Below are 24,922 nucleotides of genomic sequence, written 5' to 3' on the forward strand. Positions count from 1 at the left end.
CCGATGCTAAACAACAAATACAATTTCTTTTTAGCGCTGTTGGTTGTCTGCTTAAGTAGCAACCCGTGTTATGCAAAAGAGTCGCAATTACTATCGCCAACACACTCTCAAAGTCCGTGGCAAGCAGATCTAGGTAATGGCGAATATAAAAACCCAATCCTGCATGCCGATTATTCCGACCCGGATGTAGTTGCCGTTAATGGTGATTATTACATGACAGCATCTAGCTTCAACTCTGCACCTGGCTTGCCTATTTTACACTCTACCGATTTAGTCAACTGGCAGTTAATTAATTATGCGCTGCCAATACAGCTGCCACAAGCCCACTTTGCAAAAGTACAACATGGCAACGGCGTATGGGCGCCAACAATCCGTTTTCATGATAATAAATTTTGGATTTTTTATCCTGATCCTGATTTTGGTATTTATGTAACTACAACAGATGATCCTGCTGGAGCTTGGTCAACCCCACAGCTTATTTTAGCGGGTAAAGGATTGATCGACCCTGCACCATTATGGGACGACAATGGTAAAACCTACTTAATACATGCATGGGCAAAAAGTCGTGCTGGCTTTAATAATGTACTGACGCTGCGTGAAATGAAAGATGACGCAAGTTGGGTTAGTGACAAATTTACACACATTGTCGATGGTAAAAATCACCCTGGATATCGCACCATTGAAGGTCCTAAATTTTATAAGCGTAACGGTTACTACTATATTTTTGCGCCTGCTGGTGGGGTAGATTTAGGTTGGCAATCGGTATTTAGAGCAAAAGAAATTACCGGTCCCTATGAAGCCAAGGTTGTTATGGCACAAGGTAATTCAGTGATCAACGGTCCTCATCAAGGTGCGTGGGTTCACACCCAATTTAATGAAGACTGGTTTATTCACTTTCAAAGCAAACAAGCGTATGGCCGTATCACCCATTTACAACCTATGCACTGGGACAATGATTGGCCAATCATTGGTATAGATAAAAATGCTAATGGAACTGGGCAGCCGGTTTTACAGCACACTAAGCCTCGAAGCAAAATTAGCCCACAACCCACCAGCATAGTGAACAATGATGAATTCAACAGCGCTAAGCTAAGTTTATTATGGCAATGGAATGCAAATCCAAGTAACAGCTGGTATTCATTGACAGACAACCCGGGCTTTTTACGCTTATACTCGCAGCAATTTACAACCCAGAACAACACTAATTTATGGTCAACGCCTTCTTTGTTACTGCAAAAGATCCCTGCAGAACAGTTTGCTTTTACAACCACATTGCAGGTCAACGAAACAACCTCTGCTAGTTCCTCAGGAGTTATTCTATTTGGTGAAGACTATGCATGGATGGGTATCAAAACATCTTCTACTGGCGAACAACAGCTAGTCTATGTGCACTGTTTTAATGCGAGAAAAGGTTGTAAAGAAAGTATTGTAGAGCAACAACCACTGACACAACCCTATCTTGAACTAAAAGTCGTTCTACAACCAGGCGTCACAGCCATTTTTAGTTATAGAACCGCTGCGAGCGCTGAGTTTAAAATTATTGGTGAACACTTCCAAGCTAAAAAAGGCCGCTGGGTAGGTGCTAAGTTAGGCTTATTTAGCCTGTCGCAAACTCCTGGTGCTAGCAACTATGCCGATTTTGACTATGCCCGTTACGACACTTTGGATTAAATGAATATGCTAAAACATCAAACGTTGAACTTTTTTGCCGTATTATTGCTCTGTGTTCAGCCATGCATAGCAGCTGATTACACCGTTAAAAATACTTATAAAAAACTAATCAAACACTATCCACACATGCAGGTGCCCGCAACGACACTTCCTGACTCTGTAATCGCTCATAAAGCACTGGTTTACAAACAAACTAAAACCAGTGCACAGACTTTAGATATTTATCAGCAAACACAGCAAACACAAACGGCGCCTTTGATTATGTTGATCCACGGTGGTGGCTGGCAATCAGGCACCCCCGCATTAATGACAGCACTTGCAATTGCGCTGGTAGAACGTGGTTATGTTGTTGCAACACCCAGTTACCGCCTCAGCGACGAAGCGCCTTATCCTGCAGCAGTTGAGGATTTAGTTAGTGCGTTTCATTGGCTTAATAATAATGCTGCTCAGTATAATATAGACAGCACTAAGATTGCTTTATCGGGCGGCTCTGCAGGTGGCCAATTAGCCGCGCTGTTAGCCTACAGCGGCGGAATTGTTGATAGCAGCGACACTAACTCGAAGCGATTTAATGTCCAAGCGCTGATCAATATAGATGGCTTAAGTGATTTCACGTCTCCAGAAGCACTACCTTTTGAAAACAACTCAGCCAAATCCGTCACTTCAGCCAGCAAGTGGTTTGGGGGTAGGTATGAAACTATCCCACAGCGTTGGCACGACGCATCGCCTATTTTCTATATTGATAAAAACGCGCCTGCAACACTTTTCATTAATAGCTCAGTGCCACGCTTTCGTGCAGGTAGAGACAGCGCAATACAAAAGTTGCAACAGTTGCATATACCCAGTGAAGTTTACCAGTTTGATGATGCGCCGCATTCATTTTGGTTATTCCAGCCGTGGTTAACGCCTACAACCAGTGTTATTGATGACTTTTTAACAGCACAATTTGCTAAAACTCGTTGATCATTATTGTTGTTAAAATTAAAGCCTTGATGAGTTAATGGTTATTTTAAGTCATCAAGGCTTTCTTTGTTAGTCGCTAAGCGAATTTAAGTACTGCTGCAAAACCTGCGCTGTAGTAGCATTTTTTAATTGCAGCTGATGCTGTTTGAACCAATCATCCGCAACACCATCTTCATTAGCATCAACGATTGCAGGAACCCCTGTAAATTCCTGTTTATATGCATCCCAATTACCAATTAGCTCAAACTCATGATCAATCAAACCATTTTTCTTTATCGCGACACTATCAGTAAGCTGTTGATAAACAAGCGTATCAATACTGTCATGGAAATAGCCATGTGCATTACGACTTGCTCCTATATGTTGCCCTTTAATGGCATCACTAAATGCTTGCTTTGCACTAACATAAACCATGGTTGTTTGCATGGGTGATGTAATGATTGGTTTATCACTTAACCACTGGCTATTTTCATCACTGATAGTGCGTTTTGCTTTGACTGCTTTGCGATAATTTACACCTAAATAATTATGCTCAGTCAGTTGTGGGTTATTCTCAAGTACATTTCCCATAATATATGCCTGCTTTTCTTTGATCTCTGGGGAATACCAAATATCAGCAAACTGCATGATCTTGCTTGCTTTACCTGGTTTATAATAATTGTTGATCAAGTTAAAACGACCATTTTCTGATCCATAAACATTATTATGTCCCCAGTTAAAAATAATATTATTGATAAGCTCAACAAACTCTTCATCTTGTGCATACGGTGATTTAAGTCTATGACCATTAAGCCGAGGAGTTCTACTGGCATGATTGGCAATTATATTATTAATAAAGCTCGCATTTGCCCCGCCCCAAATGCCACCATAGCCATGATCGCCTTTAGGGTGAATTGAATGGCTTAAACTATGCGAAATAATTGAATCTTGTAACGTAAAATTACGATTATTATAGAAACTCGCGGTTTCATCCACTGACCAACTCAATGAACAATGATCAATAATAACATTCTTACTGTTACGTACCGTTAATGAATCATCAGCGTAACCAAATGTACCTAAGCGAAAGCGCAAGTATCGTATAATCACATTATCTGCGGATGAGACCGTCACAGGAGCACCAACAATGGCAATCCCACCTGGCGAACTTTGCCCCGCGATGGTTATATTACCATGTGATATTTTAAGTTCCCCTGCCAATTTGATCACACCTGATACCGCAAATACGACAGTGCGAGGATGTTTTTGCACAATTGCATAGCGAAGGCTGCCTGGTTGGGGCTTATCTAAATTATCTTCCAATGTAGTCACTCTATAAAGCGTGCCATTAACTCCCCCTGTTGCGTATTTACCAAATCCTTTTGCCGTTGGAAAAGCCAATGTTGTATTGACTTGTGCAGCGTATAAATTAGTCGAAACAAAAACCGTCAACACAGTAATGATGCTTAGTATTACGATATTGAGATAGTTTAAATTATTATTCTTCAGAACTTGCATAATGTTCCTTGGCTATTTCGTTTTTAATGCTGGTTAAAATAAAAAATTGTCAATATGTAAATTGACAGTTTCATTAATACAGTGTTAACTTCATGTTATTCCATTTTGCCACCGGTGGCAAGTTGGGATTTGAATCAACGGGAATCGCATATCTTGCACACACAATTATAAGCCTGAAAAAGGAACAAAGATGAAGAGCATGAGATTAAGCACGATCGCAGCAGCATTAATGGTAGCTATGCCACTTTATGCGCAAACAACTGATCCTGCACAGCCAAAGGTAGAGAATGACAAACCAACAACAAGCGCCGAGAAAACAGCAGCTAAAAAAACCGTAGAAGCTGAAGATGATATTGAAATCATTGCTGTAACAGGCGTTTATCAAGCAGATTTAAAAGCACGTGCCATGGAGCGCGATGCTAAAGCATTTAGCTCAGTGATTGCCACCGATGACATGGGAAACTTTGTTGATCAAAATGTCGCAGAGTCATTACGCCGTATTCCTGGTGTCACTTTAGAGCGCAGTGAAGGTGAAGGAAAATACATTGCAGTACGGGGGTTAGGTCCTAAATTCGTATCGGTGAGCATGAATGGTGCAGAACTATCTGGTGCGGGTGATGAACGTAAAATTGGCCTTGATGGTATCACTAGTGATTCATTAGGAGCCATTGAAGTATTTAAAACCCTTACCCCTGATATGAATCTAAATTCGATAGGTGGCGCAGTAAACGTCAAAGCTATCTCAGCATATGACCGTGGTAAAAACACCCTAAAAATGAAGCTGCAAGATTCATACAGTGAAATCAGAGAAGAACACTCGCCGAAGTTTAGCCTTGATGGCACACAGCTATTCTTAGACGAAAAAATAGGCGTTGGTTTTGCACTTTCTTATGAAGATAGGAAAACTCAAGTAGATGAGGTACGCCATCATAGCACTCGAGAATTAAACTTTTTACAAGGTGGCATTGGCCTCAGTGAAGAGCAATTAGGTGTTGCACCAGAAATATTGATCCCCGCGCAACTCGAAAACCGCCGTGAAATTGCTGATCGAACACGTACCACCGCAACTTTAAATGTTGAGTTTAAGCCAACCGCAGACAGTTTTTATTACATACGAGGTAACTACTCTAATTACACTGATGATGACGTTGCACAAAGAGAGTTTTATAACTTTTATAATGGCGACCAAGCCGATGAAATTATTTATGTAAATGCTGATACAAAAGAGTTTGCCCTGTCTGATATCGATATTTATAACCAATTTTTCATTCAGGAAGGTGAAACGACTACAACCAATTACAGTATCGGTGGTGAAAACTATATTACCGACACTTTACGCGTAGATTATGAATATGCGTATTCAAAAACAGATGATAAATCAGTGGGGGATCGCCGAGTTCAGTTTCGTGAGCGTGAGAATATCGTTTACGGTCAAGCAACTAAAAACAATATTGTTGCACAGGTGCTAACTCCTGAAGAAGCTGCTGCCTTAGGTGGTTTTGCGTTAGATCCAGATAATGATGTTTTTGCCGGTGAAGCCGATGGTGATATCAGCGATTTATCAAATATGGAATACGACAACTTATTTATGGAAGACAGTGTCCGCACTGATGAAGTCACCAGTATCAAGTTAAACTTACAAAAAGACTTTGATTTTGAGTACCTTAATTTCATTAAAATTGGTGGCACTTATAACGAACGCGAACACTTCCGTGATAAAGATCGCTGGAGCTATGCAATAAACCCTCTCGATTGTGGAACGGATGAAACCTGCATTACAGTCGCCAACTCAAATGTTACTGATTATAACTTTGCGGTTCCTGAGGGTGGCTTATTTACCTATCCTTTTGTTAGCAACGAAGACCTTGAGTACATAGTTGACTCAACTAAAATTACGCGCGACAGTGCCACCGGTGGCGAGGTGTCAATTGACAGCACCAAAGAAGACTATACCTTATACGAAGATACCTACGCAGCTTATATTATGACTGAGCTGCAGCTATCAGAGCAGGTCAGTGTTATTACCGGTGTACGCTATGCACATACCGAATTTTCATCAACCGGTTATATGTCATTATCAAATGATGATTGGAATTTTGGCGGTGATCACACCTTAGATATTTCGGTACCTTTACCTGAGGCATCCATTACCTACAGTGAATTTTTCCCAAGTATGCATATACGCTACGAACCAAATCCTGAAATGTTGGTTCGTACATCACTGTGGACTAGTTATACCCGCCCTTCGTTTAAGCAAGCGCGTGGTTATGCGCGTTTTGATAGTGATATTAGTTTATGTGATCCAACGACTAATGAATGCTACAACTCACCAGATGGACAAAGCGCAATTGATTTACAAGGCTATATTTTAGGGCCTGACAATGCGTTACAAGTAGGTAACCCAAATTTGGTGGCAATGACTTCGGATAACTTTGACGCTTCGTTTGGCTGGTATCCATCAAAAGAGTTATTTATGGAAGCTGCAGTATTTTACAAAAATATTGATAACTTCATCGTCGATGTCACTGGTATTCAAATGAGCATAGATGAGCTCCCGCTTACTTTACCTGTAAACCAAGTATCTGATTTTGCAATTCCTCAAGATCTTGCTCTAAATCAGGTTGATATCACCCTCAATGGTGATAAAGCCACAGTCTACGGGATTGAGCTTAGTTACAATCAGTTCTTCGAAAATGGCTTATTTTGGCAAAGTAATATGACCTTTGTAAAAAGTGAAGCCGAACTCGACGCCACTATTCGTCAAGACAAAATGCAGCTACCAGGCCAAGCAGATATCACCGGTAACATTGCTGTTGGTTGGGAAGATGAGACTTTCTCGTTACGCCTAATTAGTAATTACCGCTCAGATATCCTTGAAGAGGTTGGCTCTTGTCCCGTATCAGCTTCTGTATCAGACCCACATACCTGTAAGTCATGGGCTGATATATACCAAGACGATATCTTAACCTTTGATATGAAAGTGAAATATGATTTTACGAAAAGCCTCAGCGTGTATTTTGACGCGATTAACTTAACCGATGAAGCAGATTTACGTTATTTCAAAGGTAATGATTTATCCGGTGGTGAAATCCTCTATCAACGTGAAGATTATGGTCGTACGTTCCAGTTAGGTATGAATTATAAATTTTATTAACAGCTACTAATAATGAAAAACGTTAATTTCACACACAATTAACGCGTTAATGACGCGCTTTCATCCTTGGAGGGATGCATGAATAATACAATAAAAATACCATCGTGTTTGCTGATCACCGCGATCTTAGCAGGCTGCGGTGAAGATAGTTCTATCAATGTCAAAGAAGCCCCGTTACCACCAGTGCAAGGGGTATTTGTTGACAGCCCTGTTGCTGGTTTAACCTACAACAGCCCATCAATAAGCAATGGTGTAACAAACGCAAATGGACAATTCGATTACTTTAGAGGTGAAGCTATCGATTTCTCAATTGGTGCACTTACCTTCCCTACGGTCTCTGCCGCCAATGTATTAACTCCACTTGCTTTATTTTCGACAGATACCGTGTTTCATCCTGCTGTTATTAATAGTTTGCGTTTATTACAGTCACTAGATGTTGATGGTGATCCTAGCAATGGCATCACCATCAGCGAGCAAGCAGCACAAGCAGCCGTTATGACTTTAGCCGAAGGACAAACGATTACGGACTATTTTAGTAGCGATGAGTTTGAGGCAAACGTTAATGCGTGGCTCGCTGATGCAGGCTCAGCTAATAATACCTTAATTCCAGCTGATCAAGCGATTGTGCACTTTGTTGATTTTATTTTTAAGCAATACAACAGCACCCAACCTTTAGCATTTAATACTGCCGATTTTAGCGGAACATTGTATAACCCATTAGTACAAGGCAGTGAGGCAAGTATTGCACAGTTGATATTAACACCCGTTGATGAAGCAAACCTTAGTGGCACATTCAGCCAAGTAGTGGATGGTAGCGAAACAGTAACAGGCAATTATTCGTTTTTATTTGGTAATCGCGTACTTGCACTGACCTCAGTTGAGGGCGAGTCTGCTACCACTGAGTATATAATTTCTCGTTCCCATAATACGGTTAATAATACCTATAGTGTTTGTGCCACCAGCGATCCAAGTGCATTGGCAACACTGGTGCTTACTTGTGATAGTAATGATGATGCTAAAAACAATATTTTAGTGTTCTCCGAACAACAAGCTCAAGAAGAGTTAATCAAACTCAACGATTTAGCTCAGCAAGCTGGTTTAGCCTTAATTGAAGAGTTTGATACTGACACTGAAACATTTTTCTCATCGAGCTATAAAAGCTTATCGGATGAGCAAGGCAGCGGCCCGTTATATTTTAAAAGTGGCGGTAGTGCAAAAATTGACGATGTAGCAGGCCAACTAATTCTTGAAGGCGACCGTATTACCATCGGTAATACCCTGCCCGGCAAAGAATCAACAGCGACTGATAACTCAGGTGTGGGGATTTATAATTTAAGCGAAGGGTTTACCATTAGCTTTGATGTTGTTTCTCATAATAGTGCTGGTGGATTATCGCTTTATATTGATAATAATACTGCCAGTCAAAGTAATTCAGTGCATGGCGGTGCTTCAAAGTTTTATGGTAAAGACATAAACGAAACCAACACCCCTGCAGGTCAACGGTTTTCATATACCTACATTCCAGGCGAAGATGTAAATACTGGCCCTGATCTGACTCATGTCGATGCCCGCGGTATTTTAAATCCTGAGATTAAAAATTCATATTTCCAAATACGCACTGATTCAGCGGCAATGATTGTCATTGATAACTTAACCATTGAAACAGTGGCAACCGACGTACCAGATGTTGAACCGCCGGTTGAACCACCGATTGATCCTCCTGTGGAAGGTGAGATCCCAACAGTAGAATTACCAATTACCACTGACTTTACCGCACTTACTGCGGATATTTTCTCTGTTGATCATCAAAAAATTATTGATGCAAACGGCGATGAAATCCCCATGTTTAGCAAAACAGGCGGCTCAGTCACTGTGATTGATACTGGATTAGAACTCAATGGAGGTCGTTTCACATTAGGTAACACCACCCCAGGTATTGAAACAGCAGCAACGGATACCACCACCAGTGGAGCGCTGGATTTGTCTCGTCCTTATCAAGTGGTGATGGATATTGTCAGTATAAGTGACCCTGAAGGTGATAATAAATTCCAAATTTATGTGGATAACAACTCATCAAGCAGTTCTAAATCAATCCATGGTAATGACTCACGTTTTTATAATGAATTGATCAACTCGCTTACCCCTGGTCAAACTTTAACAGTACCCGGAAAGCTTGCGACTAAAAATTCATTTTTACAGTTACGTACCGAAACAGGCGGCACTGTGGTTATCAATAACCTCAGAGTTGAGTATGTTAAAGATCCATCTGAATTTAGCTGCACGGATGCACCTGAACTGTATTTTTGTGATGACTTTGACAATGGTGATTTAAATAATTGGCAAATTTTAGCCAAGCCAGATAACACAGAAGCCCCAATGGGTGAGTTTGATGTACTCGACATTATGGGTAATAACATGATGCGATACACCGCAGGCGGTGCTGGTGGCGAGCTAATTTTAGCCACTGAAGAAGCTATGGCAAACGTACCTGCGACAGGTAACTACTTTGTTGAAGCGAAAATTCGCCCACGTCAGAACTCTACAACGGCCAATAAGCAGATCTTTTTGATGGCACGCTATTTAAATGCCGGTAATTGGTACGCCGGTGGCTTAAATGTGCAAAACTCATCAAGCAGTACGCAAGTGGAAGTTGCCGTTAGTAGCGAAGGATCAATTTCGCGTCCAGTGCAAACAAAATCACCAATCTTACTCGGTGAAAAAGGCGCTACAGAAGATGGCGTTTGGTACACCACTCGCTTTGAGATGATTGATGATCAACTTACCGTATACTTAGATGGTGAGAAAATGGGCTCTGCGACTGATAGCAGCTATACAGCGCGTGGCTTAATTGGTGTGTTTACGAATAATCGTTCGTTTGAAATTGATGATGTAAAAGTGGGCGACCCTAGCATCAAGCCAATTCAGTTAACCCTTGATTACAAAGAGCCTAATTGGGACACAAGTACCAGTATGGATCCATTGTTGATCAACGTTACAGCGATTAAAAACGACGGTATCACAGCCGACACCTACACGGTCACTTCAAGCAATGAAGCAGTGGTGAGCGTTGCAATCGATGCAAATGCGATCACCCTTACACCGATTGCTGCAGGCGATGCAACGGTCACATTTGTATCGGATTCAGACCCAAGTATTACCCGTACTATTAAAGTCTCTGTTGCAGAAGGCTTTGTTATGCCAACTGCTGACTATGGTGATTTAACAGCTAAAGTAATGCCAGCGATTGCTAGCGATAACCAATTTGTTGATACCCAATTATCGCTTACTTTTGATAACGCCCCTACCTTTGGTAGTTTAGGTGAAGTTCGTATTTATAAGCAAAACGACAACACCCTAGTTGATACCCTCAAAGTGGGTAAAAATGTCGATGTGATAGGCTACACCGGCCAGGATAAAGTCCGCTCTGTGTACTACTACCCGCTCACAATTGAAGGCAATACCTTAACCATTAAACCGCATAATAATGTGCTTGAATATGGCCATACTTATCGTGTTGTCATTGGTGATGATGTGGTATTAGGCGCACAACTCAACGGTACTGATTTTATTGGCCTCGGTGATAATAGCCAATGGACGTTCACCACTAAAGTGACAACGCCGGCAAGCAATCAACTATTGGTTGATGATGACGGTGTAGCTGACTTTAGAACCGTGCAAGGTGCACTTAACTTTGCAATGGCAAATCTTGCTAAAGATGAGCAAACCACCATTTCAGTCAAAGATGGTGTATATAATGAACTGCTATTCTTACGTAATAAAAATAACGTAACTATACAAGGGCAAAGCCAAGACAATACTATTATTCAGTACGAAAACTTCGAAACACTCAATGGTGGCTCAGGTGGCAGTGCGCCTGTAGGTTCTGGCACACCGGGTGGCGGTCGTGGTGTATTCTTAGTTGAAGGTGCGGATATGTTAGTGATCAACAACCTAACATTGAAAAACACGCATTTGCGTAACAAGGTTGATTCAAACCAAGCTGAAACAATTTACTTTAATAGTAATGGTCGTTTAGTGGCTAATAATGCCAGCTTTATTAGCGAACAAGATACCCTATTACTGAAAGGTTATAGCTGGTTCTACAACAGCTTAGTTGCTGGTAATGTTGACTTTATTTGGGGCTACCCAGTTACCGCATTATTTGAAAGCAGTGAAATACGCACTATAGGTGACTCTAAAGACAATGACCCAACGAAAGACACCTCTGGAGGCTATGTATTACAAGCACGCGTACCTGTGCAAACAGATCCTGGCTTTATCTTTTTAAACAGTAGTTTTACTCATGGCCCAGGACCAATTGGCAATGATGTGTTAGATAATTCAACCTATATTGCACGCAGTGGTGGCAGTGACACATATTTCGATAACATAACGCTTATCAATAATAAGTTTGATACCCACATTGCAACCTCAGGTTGGGCTGTGCAAGGTGTTAACAGTCAACCTGCACCAAATCCAGAAATTGCAACGGCTACCAGTGGCTGGCGCGAGTATGGCAGCATGGATTTAGCAGGTAATGCCCTTGATTTAAGTGCCCGTGTTGGCGGTTACATTATGCAAGACAGCGACGTGGTTAACTTACTTGAGCGTAATGCTATTTTTGCAAGCTTTAATGATGGCCAAGGTTGGACACCTGAACCACTAGCAATCCCAATCTTGCCAGATGAGCCAATTGCAATTACACCGGTGAATAATAGTCTGGGTTTTGCTGGTTATAATTTTAACCTAACCGGTGGCGAAGGTGGAACAGTCGTGACCGTTGATAATGGCACAGCGCTTAAATCGGCTTTAGCACAAGCAAAATCATCAGGTGTTCCAGTGACTATTTATGTCGACGGTGTCATTACTGATGCAAACAGTGGCGGCGATAATTCTTCTATCGAAATTAAAGATATGGATAATATCTCAATCATTGGTGTGGCAGATCGTGGTGAGCTAAGTGGTATCGGCATTGCTATTCGTCGTGCTAATAACATCATTATCCAAAACTTAAAAATCCATGAAGTACTTACCGGCGGTAAAGATGGTATTTCGATTGAAGGTGATGAAAATAAACCTACCGCGAATATCTGGATTGATCATAACGAACTCTATTCATCGTTAAATGTTGATCAAGATTATTATGATGGTTTAATCGATTCTAAATCGGGTGCTGAAAACATTACCATTTCATATAACTATATTCACGATAGCTGGAAAACGTCACTCCATGGTCACAGTGATGATGACTCGAGCAGCAACAAGAATCGTCATATTACCTTTCACCATAACCGCTTTGAAAACATCATATCGCGTGTTCCGTTGTTTAGATTTGGTCTAGGCCATATATTCAACAACTATTATAACAATATCACCTCTAGCGCGATTAACTCACGAATGGGCGCAGAGCTACATATTGAGAATAACTACTTTGAGCATACTAAAAATCCTGTGGTCTCTTTTTACTCAAAAGTAATTGGTTATTGGAATACCTCTGGTAACTACCTAGGTGAAGGCGTTACTTGGGGTGATGTGGCTGACGGCGATGTGGCAGCAGAGGTTACTGCTACAGGTATGACACCCACCAGCTCATACCAAGCACCTTACGAGTATAAGTTAACTCCAGTAATGGACGTTAAAGCGCATGTTATTGCCCATGCCGGTATTGGTAAAATAGATCAAAGCGATTTAGACATCCCAGACATTGCAGCGCCAAGTGAGCCACCTGTGCAACAGCCGCTTGGTTTACCATTTACTGAAAATTTTGCCGCAGCAAATGCTGACGAATTTTTTAGTAATAGCTACCGCGACCTATCAGGTTTAGCGGGTACGGGGACCCCGCTGTTTCATCGTGTCACTGGCACAATCGATGTATCCGCTGGGCAACTAACCATGACAGGTGCACGTATTAGCATTGCCAATACCACCCCTGCGGTGAATACCACCTCAGCGGATGCAAGCACAACGGGTCTACTTGATTTAAGTAACAACTATCAAGTGAGCTTTAAAGTTGCGGCTGTAGCAGGTAACACCGCAAAAAGCTTCCAAATATATGTAGATAACAATACCTCAGGTAGCGCTAATTCGATCCATGGCGGCTCTTCAAAGTTTTATTCAGTAAAACTTGAAGAGCTCGTCCCTGGTCAAACGTACACCGTCGATGGGTTGGTAGCCACAGCAACCTCATTCATCACTCTCAGAACGGAAAGTGAAGCAACTATCACATTGGATGAGATAACCATTCAGTAGTTGTAATGAGAGCAGCCAAGCGCTGCTTTAAGACAATTTGATAGTTACCAATACCCTTGCCCCGCACAGCAAGGGTATTTTTTTATCCATATCATTCCTTTCTCTTTGCGCAACAAAATCTTCAAGTTAATAATTCACAAAGAGATTAACAGGCGCTGCGGTTAAAGAGCTAGGGCATGAAGTTAACGTTATTAAATTGAGTTAGTAATTTTTCAAGTACGACTGCATAGATGCAGGAGGTAGAGCAATGCAGGAGTAATTGCCAAGAACACCCTATCAAAATTTCTGCCTTGTTATCACTGTATTTATCTGTCGCTATAAATGGTCAGTAACTTAATACAATTGATATCAGCCGGGGCTTACAGCGCTCAAAATGTTCCAGATATTAAAAACGAGCGCTATGCATTTTACCCTTTAAGCAGCATATCGGCCGTTTGGTTTAACAGCGATATTTCATGCTATTTTATCAAAGGTGCTCCTCAAATTTAATTAACTCATTAATTAAATCAAAAAAGTATATTGGATTACGGATAGAAGTAAGCGCCCTACTGTCAGTTAGGCGCTTTATATGTCTGTAACAAAAAGGTTATTATGAGGGGGGTAATCGGTACTATTTAGCGCATCTGTTAGTAGATTCACGCTTCACTAAATAAGGAGTGACTACGTCATCTAATTTAATTTTTTCACTTTGTGTCGATTGGCTTTTATTGATGAGTTTTTGCACCGCTAAACATGCCATATTTTGTACAGGTCTTCGAATAGTCGTTAGCGATGGAATGATCCGTGAAGCCAAAATATTATCATCAAAACCTGCTACTGATAGCTGTTCTGGTACTTTGATGTTTAAATTACTGGCAACCCGTAACACCCCAGCCGCCATTTCGTCGTTGTTAGCAACAATGGCCGTTGGTCTTGGTTCAGTGCTTAACAATGTCATAGCGCACTCAATACCACTTTCGTAACTATTTTTGCCTTCAATAATACGATTTCCAGGCAGTTGCACATTACATTGTTGCAGTTCAGCTAAAAATCCAGCTAAGCGTTCAATTGAAGAACGATAAACCTGCGGTCCAGAAATAAAACCAATGTCTTTATGGCCAAGTTCAACCAAGTAGCTGGCCATTTCTTTCATTGCTGCGCGTTCGTCTGAGACCACAATGTTATCAGCATCATCTAAATCTACCGATGCTAAGCGCACATAAGGACAACCTGCTTCACGAATTGCTGCAGCTAACTCTTTGTTTTCAGATACTGGCGGTAAAATAATCACGCCATCAAGTTTAGAGCGAGAGATAAATGACAGGCAATCGTCAATAAATTCAGCACTTTTAGAGTAACTAGGATGAACAACCAATTCATAGCCAAGTTCAGAGCAGACGCTTAATGCACCTCGTTGCACCTGATCAATATACAATGCATCGGGGTTATCATAAATTAAACCTAATAAGTAAGAACGACTTGATGCCAGCCCCCGAGCTTGTTTGTCAGGAGAAAAACCAACTTCGCTGATAATTTTAAGCACTCGCTCTCGCGTCGCTTCACCCACAGCGGGAGAGCGGTTGATCACACGTGAAACTGTGCGCTTTGAAACACCACACAGCTTAGCTACATCATTAATCGTTACTGACATAAAAGTTCCTATTTAGGATGATTGCAAAGTTTAACACTAACCGTAGATCCATAGAAGTAGTTAGTCAGCTCTTGTTATACATTGACTACTTTGATTTAAAAGAAAAATGGAGCTGTTGAGCTCCATCACAGATTTGTTTGATTAAGTTGGCCTAAACGCTGGCAAATAAATTATCCCAAGTTCAGGTTAGTTACTCGATTAAACCAAATAAACGCGGTAACGTTTCACTGATCGCCGGTACATATGTAACCAACATCAATACCAGAAACATCACAGCATACAGCGGCATCATTGGCTTAATTATTTTATGTAACGATGTTTTCGCCACCGCACAACTGACAAACAGCACACTCCCAACTGGCGGAGACACCAAGCCAATTGATAAGTTTAATACAATCATAATCCCAAATTGAATCGGCGACATACCAAATTGCTCAGCTACCGGTAAAAAGATCGGTGTAAAAATCAATACCGCAGGCGTCATATCAATAAACGCGCCAACCAAAATTAAAATCAGATTGATTAACAACAAGATTAAAATCGGATTATCACTGAGTGTTAAAAAGAACTCACTGACCAGCTGTGGAATATGTGTGTATGACAATAACCACGACATGCCCGAAGACGCGGCAATGATCAGCATTACAATAGCCGTTGTTTCACAAGCTTTTAGTAATATAGCAGGCATTTCAGCTATATTGATTTCTTTGTAGATAAATACCGACAGTATTAAAGCATAAATAACGGCAATAGCGCCGGCTTCAGTTGCGGTAAATACACCGCCAATAATGCCGCCAATAACAATAAAAATAAGCAACAAGCTTGGCAAAGCTGCGAGTATTTTTTTCATCACAATGTTAAATGGCAGTCTTGCTGTTACTGGGTAGTTGTTTTTAATCGAGTAAATAGCGCAAACAATCATCAATGCCAGCCCTACTAAAATACCCGGTAAGTAGCCGGCAATAAATAATGCCGCAATCGACACCCCACCACTGGCGATGGCATAGATAATTAAAATATTACTCGGTGGTATTAACATGCCCGTAGTGGCTGCACTTGCGGTAACCGCCGCAGCAAAACTGGCACTGTAACCATGTTTTTTCATTTCTGGCACCATAAAACTACCAATCGCCGATGTGGCTGCAACGGCAGAGCCTGATATTGCACCAAATAACATGCACGACATTACATTTACGAGTGCCAGGCCGCCGGGTAAAAAGCCTATCATCGCCATAGCACATTCAATCAGCCGTTTAGCAATGCCGCCTTGACCCATTATCAATCCAGACAAGATAAAAAATGGGATTGCCAATAATGCGAAACTATCAATGCCACCGGCCATTTGTTGGGCTATGGTCGTAGTGGCAGGCGTAAAATCAATGTGCATTAATAGCGCTGCTAATGTTGATAGCGCAATACACAAAGAAATAGGTACATTAATAAATAACAATACAAAAAAACAAACGATTAAAACAATTGCTGTTAAGTCCATTACGCTTCCTCCGTGAATTTTTGCTGTGCATAATTGATCAGGTTTTCAATGCAATTAATCACAATCAACACCCCGCTCAGCGGTAAAACGATATACACATAACCCATGTTGATCTCAAGCGCCGCTGACGTTTGCTTTAATTCAAAGCTCAGCATCATCAATTGGCTGCCGCCATACACTAAAATACTTAATGCTGTGATCAGCACGCAGATTTCGATTACAAATGAACACTTATACCTAAGTGACGGGATCATTTTTTGATAAAACAGATCAAGTCCTAAATGTGCTTTAGTACGATACGCATACGAAGCGCCCAAGACACCAATCCAAATCAGGATAAAACGCGCTAACTCTTCGGTGTATGAGCTCGGTGCACGTAAAATAAATCGTGAAAATACTTGCCAACAAACAACGGTTACAATTGCTATCATGGCCAAAATCAGTAATCGCTCTATGATGCGATTTAAGTGTGTGTTGAGTTGTCGCATTGTTTGCTCCTACATGCTTTTTATTTTTTTAATGTGAGCTGCAACCGCTGTATCAGCGAACGAAGCATGAAAATCAGCCACTTTATCTTGAAACGCTTGTTTGTCAGGGTAGGTCACTTGTACGCCTTCTGCGATAACTGCTTTAAGCGCCTCATCAGATGCGTTTTGCCACAATGAACGTTGGTACTCAACAGAGTCGGCCATCGCTTGGGTTAACCACTGTTGTTGTTCGTTGTTAAGTGAGTTCCAAACTTCTAAGCTTGCTAAAATTACATCTGGAACAAAGGTATGTTCGTCCAGCGAATAATATTTAGCGATTTCGTAATGACGAGATAAGTAATAGCTTGGCGGATTGTTCTCTGCGCCATCAACTACACCTTGTTGCAGTGCGGCATATAATTCGCCCCATGCAATCGGTGCTGCAGCGCCGCCTAAAGCCTGCACTGTTGCTACTGCTGTAGGGCTATTTAACACGCGAATTTTTTTACCTATTAAATCATCTGGGGTATTAATCGCGCCATTGGTGGTGTAAAAGCTGCGGCTGCCTGCATCGTAATAGCCCAAACCTTTAAGCCTTGCAGTGCTCACTTTATTAAGTAGATCGGTGCCTAAGTCACTTTTAAGTACACGCCAAAAATGTTCACTATCGCGAAACAAATACGGAATGCCAAACACTTTCATCTCAGGTACAAAGCCTTCCAGCGGGCTTGCCGATACTTTAGTGATTGATAAACTTCCAATTTGTAACAACTCAATGAGTTCACGTTCAGACCCCAACTGACCACCTGGATAGATAACAATTTCCATTGTGCCATTTGAATAAAATGCCAAACGTTCAGCCATATATTCCATTGCTTGATGCACCACATGGCGGGTGTCTAATGTATGTGCCAAAGTTAATCGCACTGTTTTTTTGTCATCAGTGCAACTAGTTAGCAAAAATAACGACAAAACTAGCATTATCTTTATGAGAAGATTTCTATTCATTATTATTTCTTCTTATCGCTATATGATCATAAAAGAGCTGATTATCTCAGCTCGCTCGGTTGATATTTATCCATATCATCATAATCGAGGTTTTCACCAGCCATGCCCCAAATAAAACTGTAGTTTTGTGTGCCAGCACCTGAGTGAATTGACCACGGTGGCGATACCACTGCTTGCTCGTTATGTACCCAAATATGGCGTGTTTCAGTCGGCTCGCCCATAAAGTGACACACCGCTTGCTGCTCTGGCACTTCAAAATAAAAATACACTTCGTTGCGACGATCATGCTGATGAGCTGGCATGGTATTCCAGACGCTGCCTGGTTTTAATTCCGTTAGCCCCATTTGTAGTTGGCATGTTTGTACTACGGTATTGATCAGCATCTGATTAATATTGCGCTCATTGGAGGTTTCAAGCGCACCTAAATGCAATACATTGGCATCATTACGCGTCACTAACTTATTTGGATATTTGTGGTGAGCTGGTGCAGAATTAAGATAAAATTTTGCAGGATTGCCACTGTCATGACTACTAAACAGCACCTCATTGGTATCTTTACCTAAATACAAGGCATCTTTATAGCCAAGCTGAAAATCTTCTCCATCAGCAGTCACCGTGCCGCTGCCGCCAACATTGATCACACCAAGCTCTCTACCTGTTAAAAAGTTTGCTGCTTTTAAGTTGTCTACCGTTTCTAACCTAAGCGGTGCGCTGGTTGGCACCGCACTGCCCACCATAAAACGCTCGTAGTGGGTGTATAACCAATAAATGGTGTTCTCTTGCATGAGTTTGTCGACCAAAAACTCATCTCTTAACTGTTGGGTGTCATAGCCTTTAACTTCATTTGGACCAACGGCATAACGTGACTCTATTTGTGTGCTCATAACATGCTACCTAAAATTAAAAATTATCGTGCTAACCAGCCACCATCAACCGCGAGAATATGGCCATTGACATAGTCACTGGCTGTTGATGATAAAAATATGGCTGAACCAATTAAGTCTTCTGCTTCACCCCAACGCCCCGCAGGGATACGCTTTTCAATTTCACTATTACGAGCGGCATCATCTTGTAATGCTTGGGTGTTATCGGTTCTAAAATAACCTGGCGCAATAGCATTAACCTGAATATTGTGTTGCGCCCATTCGTTTGCCAGCGCTTTAGTAAGACCCGCTACCGCATGTTTGCTCGCGGTATATGCTGGGACTGTCATACCGCCGCTGTATGACAGCATTGAGGCAATATTAATTATTTTGCCAAACCCTTGTTTGATCATGTTTGGCGCAACCGCTTGGGCCAATAAAAAACTGGCATCAAGGTTTACTTTCATCACGTTCTGCCATTGCTCATACGGGTAATCCACCGCAGGGCTGCGAAATATTGTGCCGCCAACATTAACCAAAATATCAATACCGCCATGATTAGCTAAGGCTGTAGCTGCTAAGGCATTCACTGAATCCGTATTACTCAAATCAGCTGCATAATCATACGCCTCACCACCGCGCTCTTTGATCATCTGACACGTTGCTTGGCAGCCGTGCTCTTTACTACTACTGCAAATAACCTTGGCGCCAGCAGCTGCTAAACCCAGTGCAATTTGTTGACCCAGTCCGCGGCTTGCACCGGTGACGAGTGCCGTTTTTGAAGTTAGATCAAACAAAGTGGCTGTCATTTTAAATTCCTGTATAAAGTGTTTATTACGTAATTACTAATTCAATGTAAACTGAATTGACTAAACTTGTTAATACCCATTCTTCGCTACCGGTGGCAATTTGTCAAATATTATTTGCCACCGGTGGCAAATATGGCTAAGATGTAAATATCAATCAGCCCATATAACGTTTATAGGTTCATATTATGCAAGCACTGAATAGAAAAAACTTTAATAAAAACAAATACCCAACAAAAATAATGCAATACGGTGAGGGGAATTTCTTGCGTGCATTTATCGATTGGCAAATTGATAAACTCAATGAAACAAGTGATCTAAACGCCGGCGTTGCGGTGATCCGCCCTATTGATTATGACGCAATTCCTTTACTTAATGTTCAAGATGGTTTGTATACCACTATTATTCGTGGCTTAAACGAGCAAGGTGAAACCGTCGCCGATCACCGTATTATTAGTTCAATCAATGAAGAAATTCCTGTCTATAAAGATTTTCCGCGTTATATGGCATTAGCTGAGAATCCGGATCTGAAAATTATTTTTTCAAATACCACTGAAGCTGGTATTGAATATATTGATACTGATAAACTCGATGACGCTCCCGCTAAAGCATTCCCAGCTAAATTAACGCAGTGGTTGTTCCATCGCTTTAATCACTTTAACGGCTCAGCTGACAGCGGCATGGTGATCATCCCTTGTGAGTTAATTGACTACAACGGCGAGAAACTCAAAGAAATCGTGTTTCAATACTGCCAACTTTGGCAACTACCTGAGGCGTTTTCAAGCTGGTTGAATGAAGCTAACCACTTTTGCTCAAGCTTAGTTGACCGTATTGTCACTGGCTTCCCCCGTGATGAGCATCAACAACTACAAGAATCGTTAGGTTATTTAGATAACTTTATGGTGACCGCTGAGTACTTTCACTTGTTTGTTATTCAAGGACCGCAGCATCTAGCTGAATTATTATGCTTGCAAGACAGTGATCTAAATATAAAAATTGTTGATGATATTTCACCTTACAAACAACAAAAAGTCGGTATTTTAAATGGTGCTCATACGGCTTTAGTGCCACTAGCTTACATGGCGAACATTGATTCTGTGGGCGATGCGCTGGCCGATCCTTTGTTTGAAAAATACCTAACACAATTAATCTTTGCTGAAATTATTCCCACTCTTGATTTACCTGAAGATGAATTAAAGCGCTTTGCCAATGATGTACTGAACCGCTTTAGAAATCCGTATATTTGCCATTTATTACTGGCTATTTCACTCAACAGTATGACTAAATTTAAGACCCGTATTTTGCCGCAGTTGCACACCTATGTGAAAACAAATAACGCCGTACCGAATATGATGGCATTGGCTATTGCAGGGCAAATTTTGATGTATAAAGGCCTACGTAATGAGCAGCAAATTGAATTGAGCGATGCACCACAATGGCTAGAACTATTTAATACCCTGTGGCATGACTTTGATAACAACACCCTATCCTTAAACACGCTTGTTGAACAAGTACTAGGGGCACAATGGCATTGGGAAAGTGATTTAAATGAACTTCCTGAATTAACTGCCACCGTTACAGCTCACCTACGTAATATGCTCACTGAAGGTGTAGCTACTACGCTTACTAACCAGTTAGGCCAATAATATGAAACCATTAATTAAACTACACCCAACTGATGATGTTGCCATTGCAATGCGTAATATCACCGCTGGTGAAATATTGCCCGTTGATGGCGAAGAGATCTTAGTCAATGAGAACATTGATAAAGGCCATAAAGTGGCGCTGCGTGATATTAATAAACAAGAGAATGTTATTAAATACGGTGCCCCCATTGGCTTTGCCCTAGAGAATATTCAAAAAGGCGGTTGGGTGCATACCCATTGCGTTAAAACCACCCTCAATGATGAACTGGATTATCAGTATATTCCTGAGTTTATTGAGCAAAGTGAAGCGACCCCTTCGCCTGAAGTAAATATTTATCGTAGACAAAACGGTGAAATTGGCATTCGTAATGAAATCTGGCTGATCCCTACGGTAGGCTGTGTTAATGGCATGATCAACCAAATGATCAAAGAGTTTAAACTGCGTCATCCACAATTAGAAATTGATGGCATTTATGCGTTTCCTCACCAGTTTGGCTGCTCTCAGCTGGGCGATGATTTAGACACAACACGGATACTGCTACAAAACATGGCACTGCATCCAAATGCTGGTGGCGCTTTAGTCGTTGGCTTAGGCTGTGAAAATAATCAATTACCGGCATTTCGTGATGGCTTAGGGGATTACGATGAAGGCCGAATTAAGTTTTTGATCACCCAACAAGCGGATGACGAAATTGAAGAAGGCGTTGCGCTACTTGAACAAATTTATGCCCAAGTAAAACAAGATAAACGTCAACCGGGTACTTTATCTGAAGTAAAGTTTGGCCTTGAATGTGGTGGCAGCGATGGTTTGTCTGGTATCACGGCGAATCCGATGCTGGGTTATTTTTCAGATTATTTAATTGCTCAAGGTGGCACAACGGTATTAACCGAGGTACCTGAAATGTTTGGTGCTGAAACTTTATTAATGTCGCGCTGTAAAGACGAAGAAACCTTTAACAAGCTCGTTAACATGGTTAATAACTTTAAAGGTTATTACAAAGCTCATAATCAACCGATTTATGAAAATCCGTCGCCAGGTAATAAAAAAGGCGGGATCACTACCTTAGAAGATAAATCGTTAGGGTGTACGCAAAAAGCCGGCACCAGCAAAGTACAAGCGGTTTTGCACTATGGTGAGCGCCTGCAAATACCTGGATTAAATCTATTGGATGCACCAGGTAACGACCCTATTGCCACCAGCGCACTTGGTGCTGCAGGTTGTCATATGGTGTTATTTACCACTGGTCGCGGTACGCCTTATGGTGGATTTGTGCCAACGTTAAAAATTGCTACTAATTCAGAACTTGCCAATAAGAAAAAACGCTGGATAGATTTTGACGCTGGCGTTTTAATTAACGATGTCTCAATGGAGCAAGTCCACGGGGAGTTTGTTGAACTGCTAGTCAACATCGTAAACGGCCAGCCAACTTGCAATGAAATAAACGACATTCGTGAAGTCGCTATTTGGAAAAAAGGAGTGACGTTATAAATGACACCTAAGTCCATCGCAATTATTGGCGAATGTATGGTTGAGCTTAGCGGCCAACCATTTACTGCCATGCAACAAAATTATGGCGGCGATAGCATGAATACCGCCATTTACTTAAAAAAACTCGCAGGCAATGAAGTAAACGTCAATTACGTCAGTGCCATGGGCACTGATCCACTAAGTCGTGCACTGATTGAAAAATGGCAAGCTCACCATATTAATACTGACAATGTGCTGCTCAGTCATAACAAACAACCGGGTTTGTATATGATTCAAAACGATGTGTCAGGGGAGCGTACTTTTCAGTATTGGCGTAGCGACTCAGCCGCTAAATATTTATTGCAACATACTGATTTTAAAAAAGTACTAACCAGCCTTGCCGAAGTTGATGCTATTTATTTATCGGGGATCTCGCTGGCAATTTTAGCAGAGCAAGATTGCCATACTTTACTCAGCCATTTAGCGTTACTAAAACAGCAAGGGATAAAAATTATTTATGATAGCAACTATCGCCCTGCATTATGGTCAAGCAAAATGCACTGCCACCTTGCCAATAATAAAGCATACGCACTAGCCGATTTAGCATTAGTGACCTTTGACGATGAAGCACAATTATGGGGAGATAGTAATGTTGCGCAATGTACCGAGCGTTTGCACCAACAAGGCGCTCACGAGGTCGTTGTAAAACTCGGCGCAGATGGCTGCCAATACAGTAAAAAACACCTTGATAATTCAATTTCAGTCGAGCTGTTTAATACTGTCGCTGTAGAAAAAGTGATCGACACTACCGCCGCAGGTGACTCATTTAACGCCGGCTTTTTAGCCCAGTGGTTAACAGAGCAACCTATAAAACAATGTGCACAAGCGGGTAATTTACTGGCCGCCCAAGTGATCCAAAAGCGTGGAGCAATTGTCGAGATAGACATTGCTACAATCAAACACACAATAAAGGCTTAGCTATTTTTTCTTGCTCTACATCAAAAACTACTAATACAGTGAGCGCTTTATTTAGCCCGCTAGAATGGTTAAATACTTAAATCGATTAGTTAAGACTCTTTAACGTCTCGACACCGAACCTGAGTGCATACCTAAGTTTACTTATTCTAAAGTAAGTGCTGTGAGACGCTTATTTTGTTTAAGTAAACTTCCTCTCATGGGTATGCACTCTAATTCCCTTACTTGCTGCTAATAATGTGATTAAACCGTTAGCTTGCCATCTGCATCAACACCTTGCTTCCAATACGCTGAGCAGACAATCTTCTCACGCGGTATTGCATATTTATCAATCGCTAAATCTTTAATGGTGCGCACAATAGCAGCTTCTAGCGCCATGAAAATCAATGGTTTTTGCGTATATTGATTCAATAGCACTGAAGCCTGATCAACCACATCTATTTGCGGCTGCATTGTAATTAACCAATTTATAGTGTGTTTGCTGTGTGCTTTGATTGTATCGAGCTCGATAACATCCTGCGAGTCAGCAACATGAATGATCACATCAACATCAGCTGTTGCAGGTAGTTGCTGTAAATACCCGTTAATAGCATTAACTGAGGTTAAATCAGCAATCATCAAATACTGCGACTGACTAAAATCATCAAGCTTTTTAGGGCCAGGGCCTGCAATTGCGAGTTTATCACCAGGCTTTGCTTGTTTAGCCCAATCAGTTGCGATACCACGATGCTGATTGACGACAAAATCAAGCGTAATTGTATGGTTAATAGTATCTATAGCTCTGATTGTATATGAGCGCTTAGGTGCAGGTTCAGCTGCTTTGAGGTCAATTTCAACCTCATCTTGTCCAGCATGTGGTAATAGTACTTTTACGTACGCACCTTGTTGATCCGCAGGAAAATCATGAAACTCATCTGAGCCAACAACCAGACGCTTTAAATGCGGGGCTATCGCTGTTGTGCTTATTACGGTTGCACGACGTACTTTTCTACTCATTTTGATCTCCTCAGAAGGTTTATTTACGTGTTTAATT

Annotated in this window: 15 protein-coding genes; 7 read left to right on the forward strand and 8 right to left on the reverse strand. The window is 41.4% G+C overall.

Annotated features, from left to right (window positions below; genetic code table 11):
• The first annotated feature begins 3 nt into the window (after window positions 1-3).
• Both H5183_RS06265 and H5183_RS06270 read left to right on the forward strand, forming a co-directional pair.
• Window positions 4-1,671, forward strand: a complete 1,668-nt coding sequence (locus H5183_RS06265) for a glycoside hydrolase 43 family protein (RefSeq protein ID WP_182731222.1) — start codon at window positions 4-6, stop codon at window positions 1,669-1,671.
• Between the two features lie 6 nt (window positions 1,672-1,677).
• Entirely contained in the window at window positions 1,678-2,634 is a 957-nt protein-coding gene (locus H5183_RS06270) for an alpha/beta hydrolase (RefSeq protein WP_182731223.1), read from the forward strand.
• Window positions 2,635-2,703: 69 nt separating this feature from the next.
• Here H5183_RS06270 and H5183_RS06275 read toward each other — a convergent pair whose 3' ends face one another.
• Complete coding sequence (locus tag H5183_RS06275; RefSeq protein WP_182731224.1) at window positions 2,704-4,131, reverse strand: polysaccharide lyase family 1 protein; 1,428 nt, start codon at window positions 4,129-4,131, stop codon at window positions 2,704-2,706.
• A gap of 190 nt (window positions 4,132-4,321) precedes the next feature.
• Between H5183_RS06275 and H5183_RS06280 the strand changes: the two genes are divergently transcribed.
• Together H5183_RS06280 and H5183_RS06285 are read left to right on the forward strand one after the other, a co-directional pair.
• The gene (locus tag H5183_RS06280; RefSeq protein ID WP_182731225.1) at window positions 4,322-7,285 is read left to right on the forward strand and encodes a TonB-dependent receptor; all 2,964 of its coding nucleotides are present in this window, start codon (window positions 4,322-4,324) and stop codon (window positions 7,283-7,285) included.
• 78 nt (window positions 7,286-7,363) lie between these two features.
• Window positions 7,364-13,534: a pectinesterase family protein gene (locus H5183_RS06285; protein ID WP_182731226.1), complete on the forward strand. Its 6,171-nt coding sequence runs from the start codon at window positions 7,364-7,366 to the stop codon at window positions 13,532-13,534.
• A gap of 610 nt (window positions 13,535-14,144) precedes the next feature.
• Here the strand turns inward: H5183_RS06285 and H5183_RS06290 are convergent.
• From H5183_RS06290 to H5183_RS06315, 6 genes are all read right to left on the reverse strand, one after another.
• Entirely contained in the window at window positions 14,145-15,164 is a 1,020-nt protein-coding gene (locus tag H5183_RS06290; protein ID WP_145239108.1) for a LacI family DNA-binding transcriptional regulator, read from the reverse strand.
• A 190-nt stretch (window positions 15,165-15,354) separates the two neighbouring features.
• Window positions 15,355-16,656, reverse strand: a complete 1,302-nt coding sequence (locus H5183_RS06295; RefSeq protein WP_145239111.1) for a TRAP transporter large permease — start codon at window positions 16,654-16,656, stop codon at window positions 15,355-15,357.
• On the reverse strand, window positions 16,656-17,144 hold the full coding sequence (locus tag H5183_RS06300; RefSeq protein ID WP_145239113.1) for a TRAP transporter small permease: 489 nt from the start codon (window positions 17,142-17,144) through the stop codon (window positions 16,656-16,658). Before H5183_RS06300 ends, H5183_RS06295 begins: the two co-directional genes overlap by 1 nt.
• A gap of 9 nt (window positions 17,145-17,153) precedes the next feature.
• On the reverse strand, window positions 17,154-18,131 hold the full coding sequence (locus tag H5183_RS06305; protein WP_259397119.1) for a TRAP transporter substrate-binding protein: 978 nt from the start codon (window positions 18,129-18,131) through the stop codon (window positions 17,154-17,156).
• A 41-nt stretch (window positions 18,132-18,172) separates the two neighbouring features.
• Window positions 18,173-19,015, reverse strand: a complete 843-nt coding sequence (gene kduI, locus H5183_RS06310) for a 5-dehydro-4-deoxy-D-glucuronate isomerase (protein WP_182731227.1) — start codon at window positions 19,013-19,015, stop codon at window positions 18,173-18,175.
• A 23-nt stretch (window positions 19,016-19,038) separates the two neighbouring features.
• Window positions 19,039-19,803 carry an SDR family oxidoreductase gene (locus tag H5183_RS06315; protein ID WP_145239119.1) on the reverse strand — a complete coding sequence of 255 codons (765 nt, stop codon included), beginning with the start codon at window positions 19,801-19,803 and terminating at the stop codon, window positions 19,039-19,041.
• Between the two features lie 185 nt (window positions 19,804-19,988).
• On the opposite strand from H5183_RS06315, the gene H5183_RS06320 reads away from it, so the two are divergent.
• From H5183_RS06320 to H5183_RS06330, 3 genes are read left to right on the forward strand one after another with little or no spacing between them, the layout of a single operon-like run.
• Window positions 19,989-21,446 (forward strand): tagaturonate reductase, encoded by a 1,458-nt coding sequence (locus H5183_RS06320; protein WP_145239122.1) that lies wholly within the window; start codon window positions 19,989-19,991, stop codon window positions 21,444-21,446.
• Between the two features lies 1 nt (window position 21,447).
• The gene (locus H5183_RS06325) at window positions 21,448-22,935 is read left to right on the forward strand and encodes a UxaA family hydrolase (RefSeq protein ID WP_145239125.1); all 1,488 of its coding nucleotides are present in this window, start codon (window positions 21,448-21,450) and stop codon (window positions 22,933-22,935) included.
• A complete protein-coding gene (locus H5183_RS06330; protein ID WP_182731228.1) occupies window positions 22,936-23,892 on the forward strand; it encodes a sugar kinase in 957 nt (318 codons plus the stop codon). It begins immediately after the preceding gene.
• A 240-nt stretch (window positions 23,893-24,132) separates the two neighbouring features.
• On the opposite strand, the gene H5183_RS06335 is transcribed toward H5183_RS06330, so the two are convergent.
• Window positions 24,133-24,885, reverse strand: a complete 753-nt coding sequence (locus tag H5183_RS06335) for a siderophore-interacting protein (RefSeq protein WP_182731229.1) — start codon at window positions 24,883-24,885, stop codon at window positions 24,133-24,135.
• Window positions 24,886-24,922: the final 37 nt, after the last annotated feature.

The organism is Pseudoalteromonas sp. SR44-8 (genome assembly GCF_014163635.1).
Lineage (GTDB): Bacteria > Pseudomonadota > Gammaproteobacteria > Enterobacterales > Alteromonadaceae > Pseudoalteromonas > Pseudoalteromonas rhizosphaerae.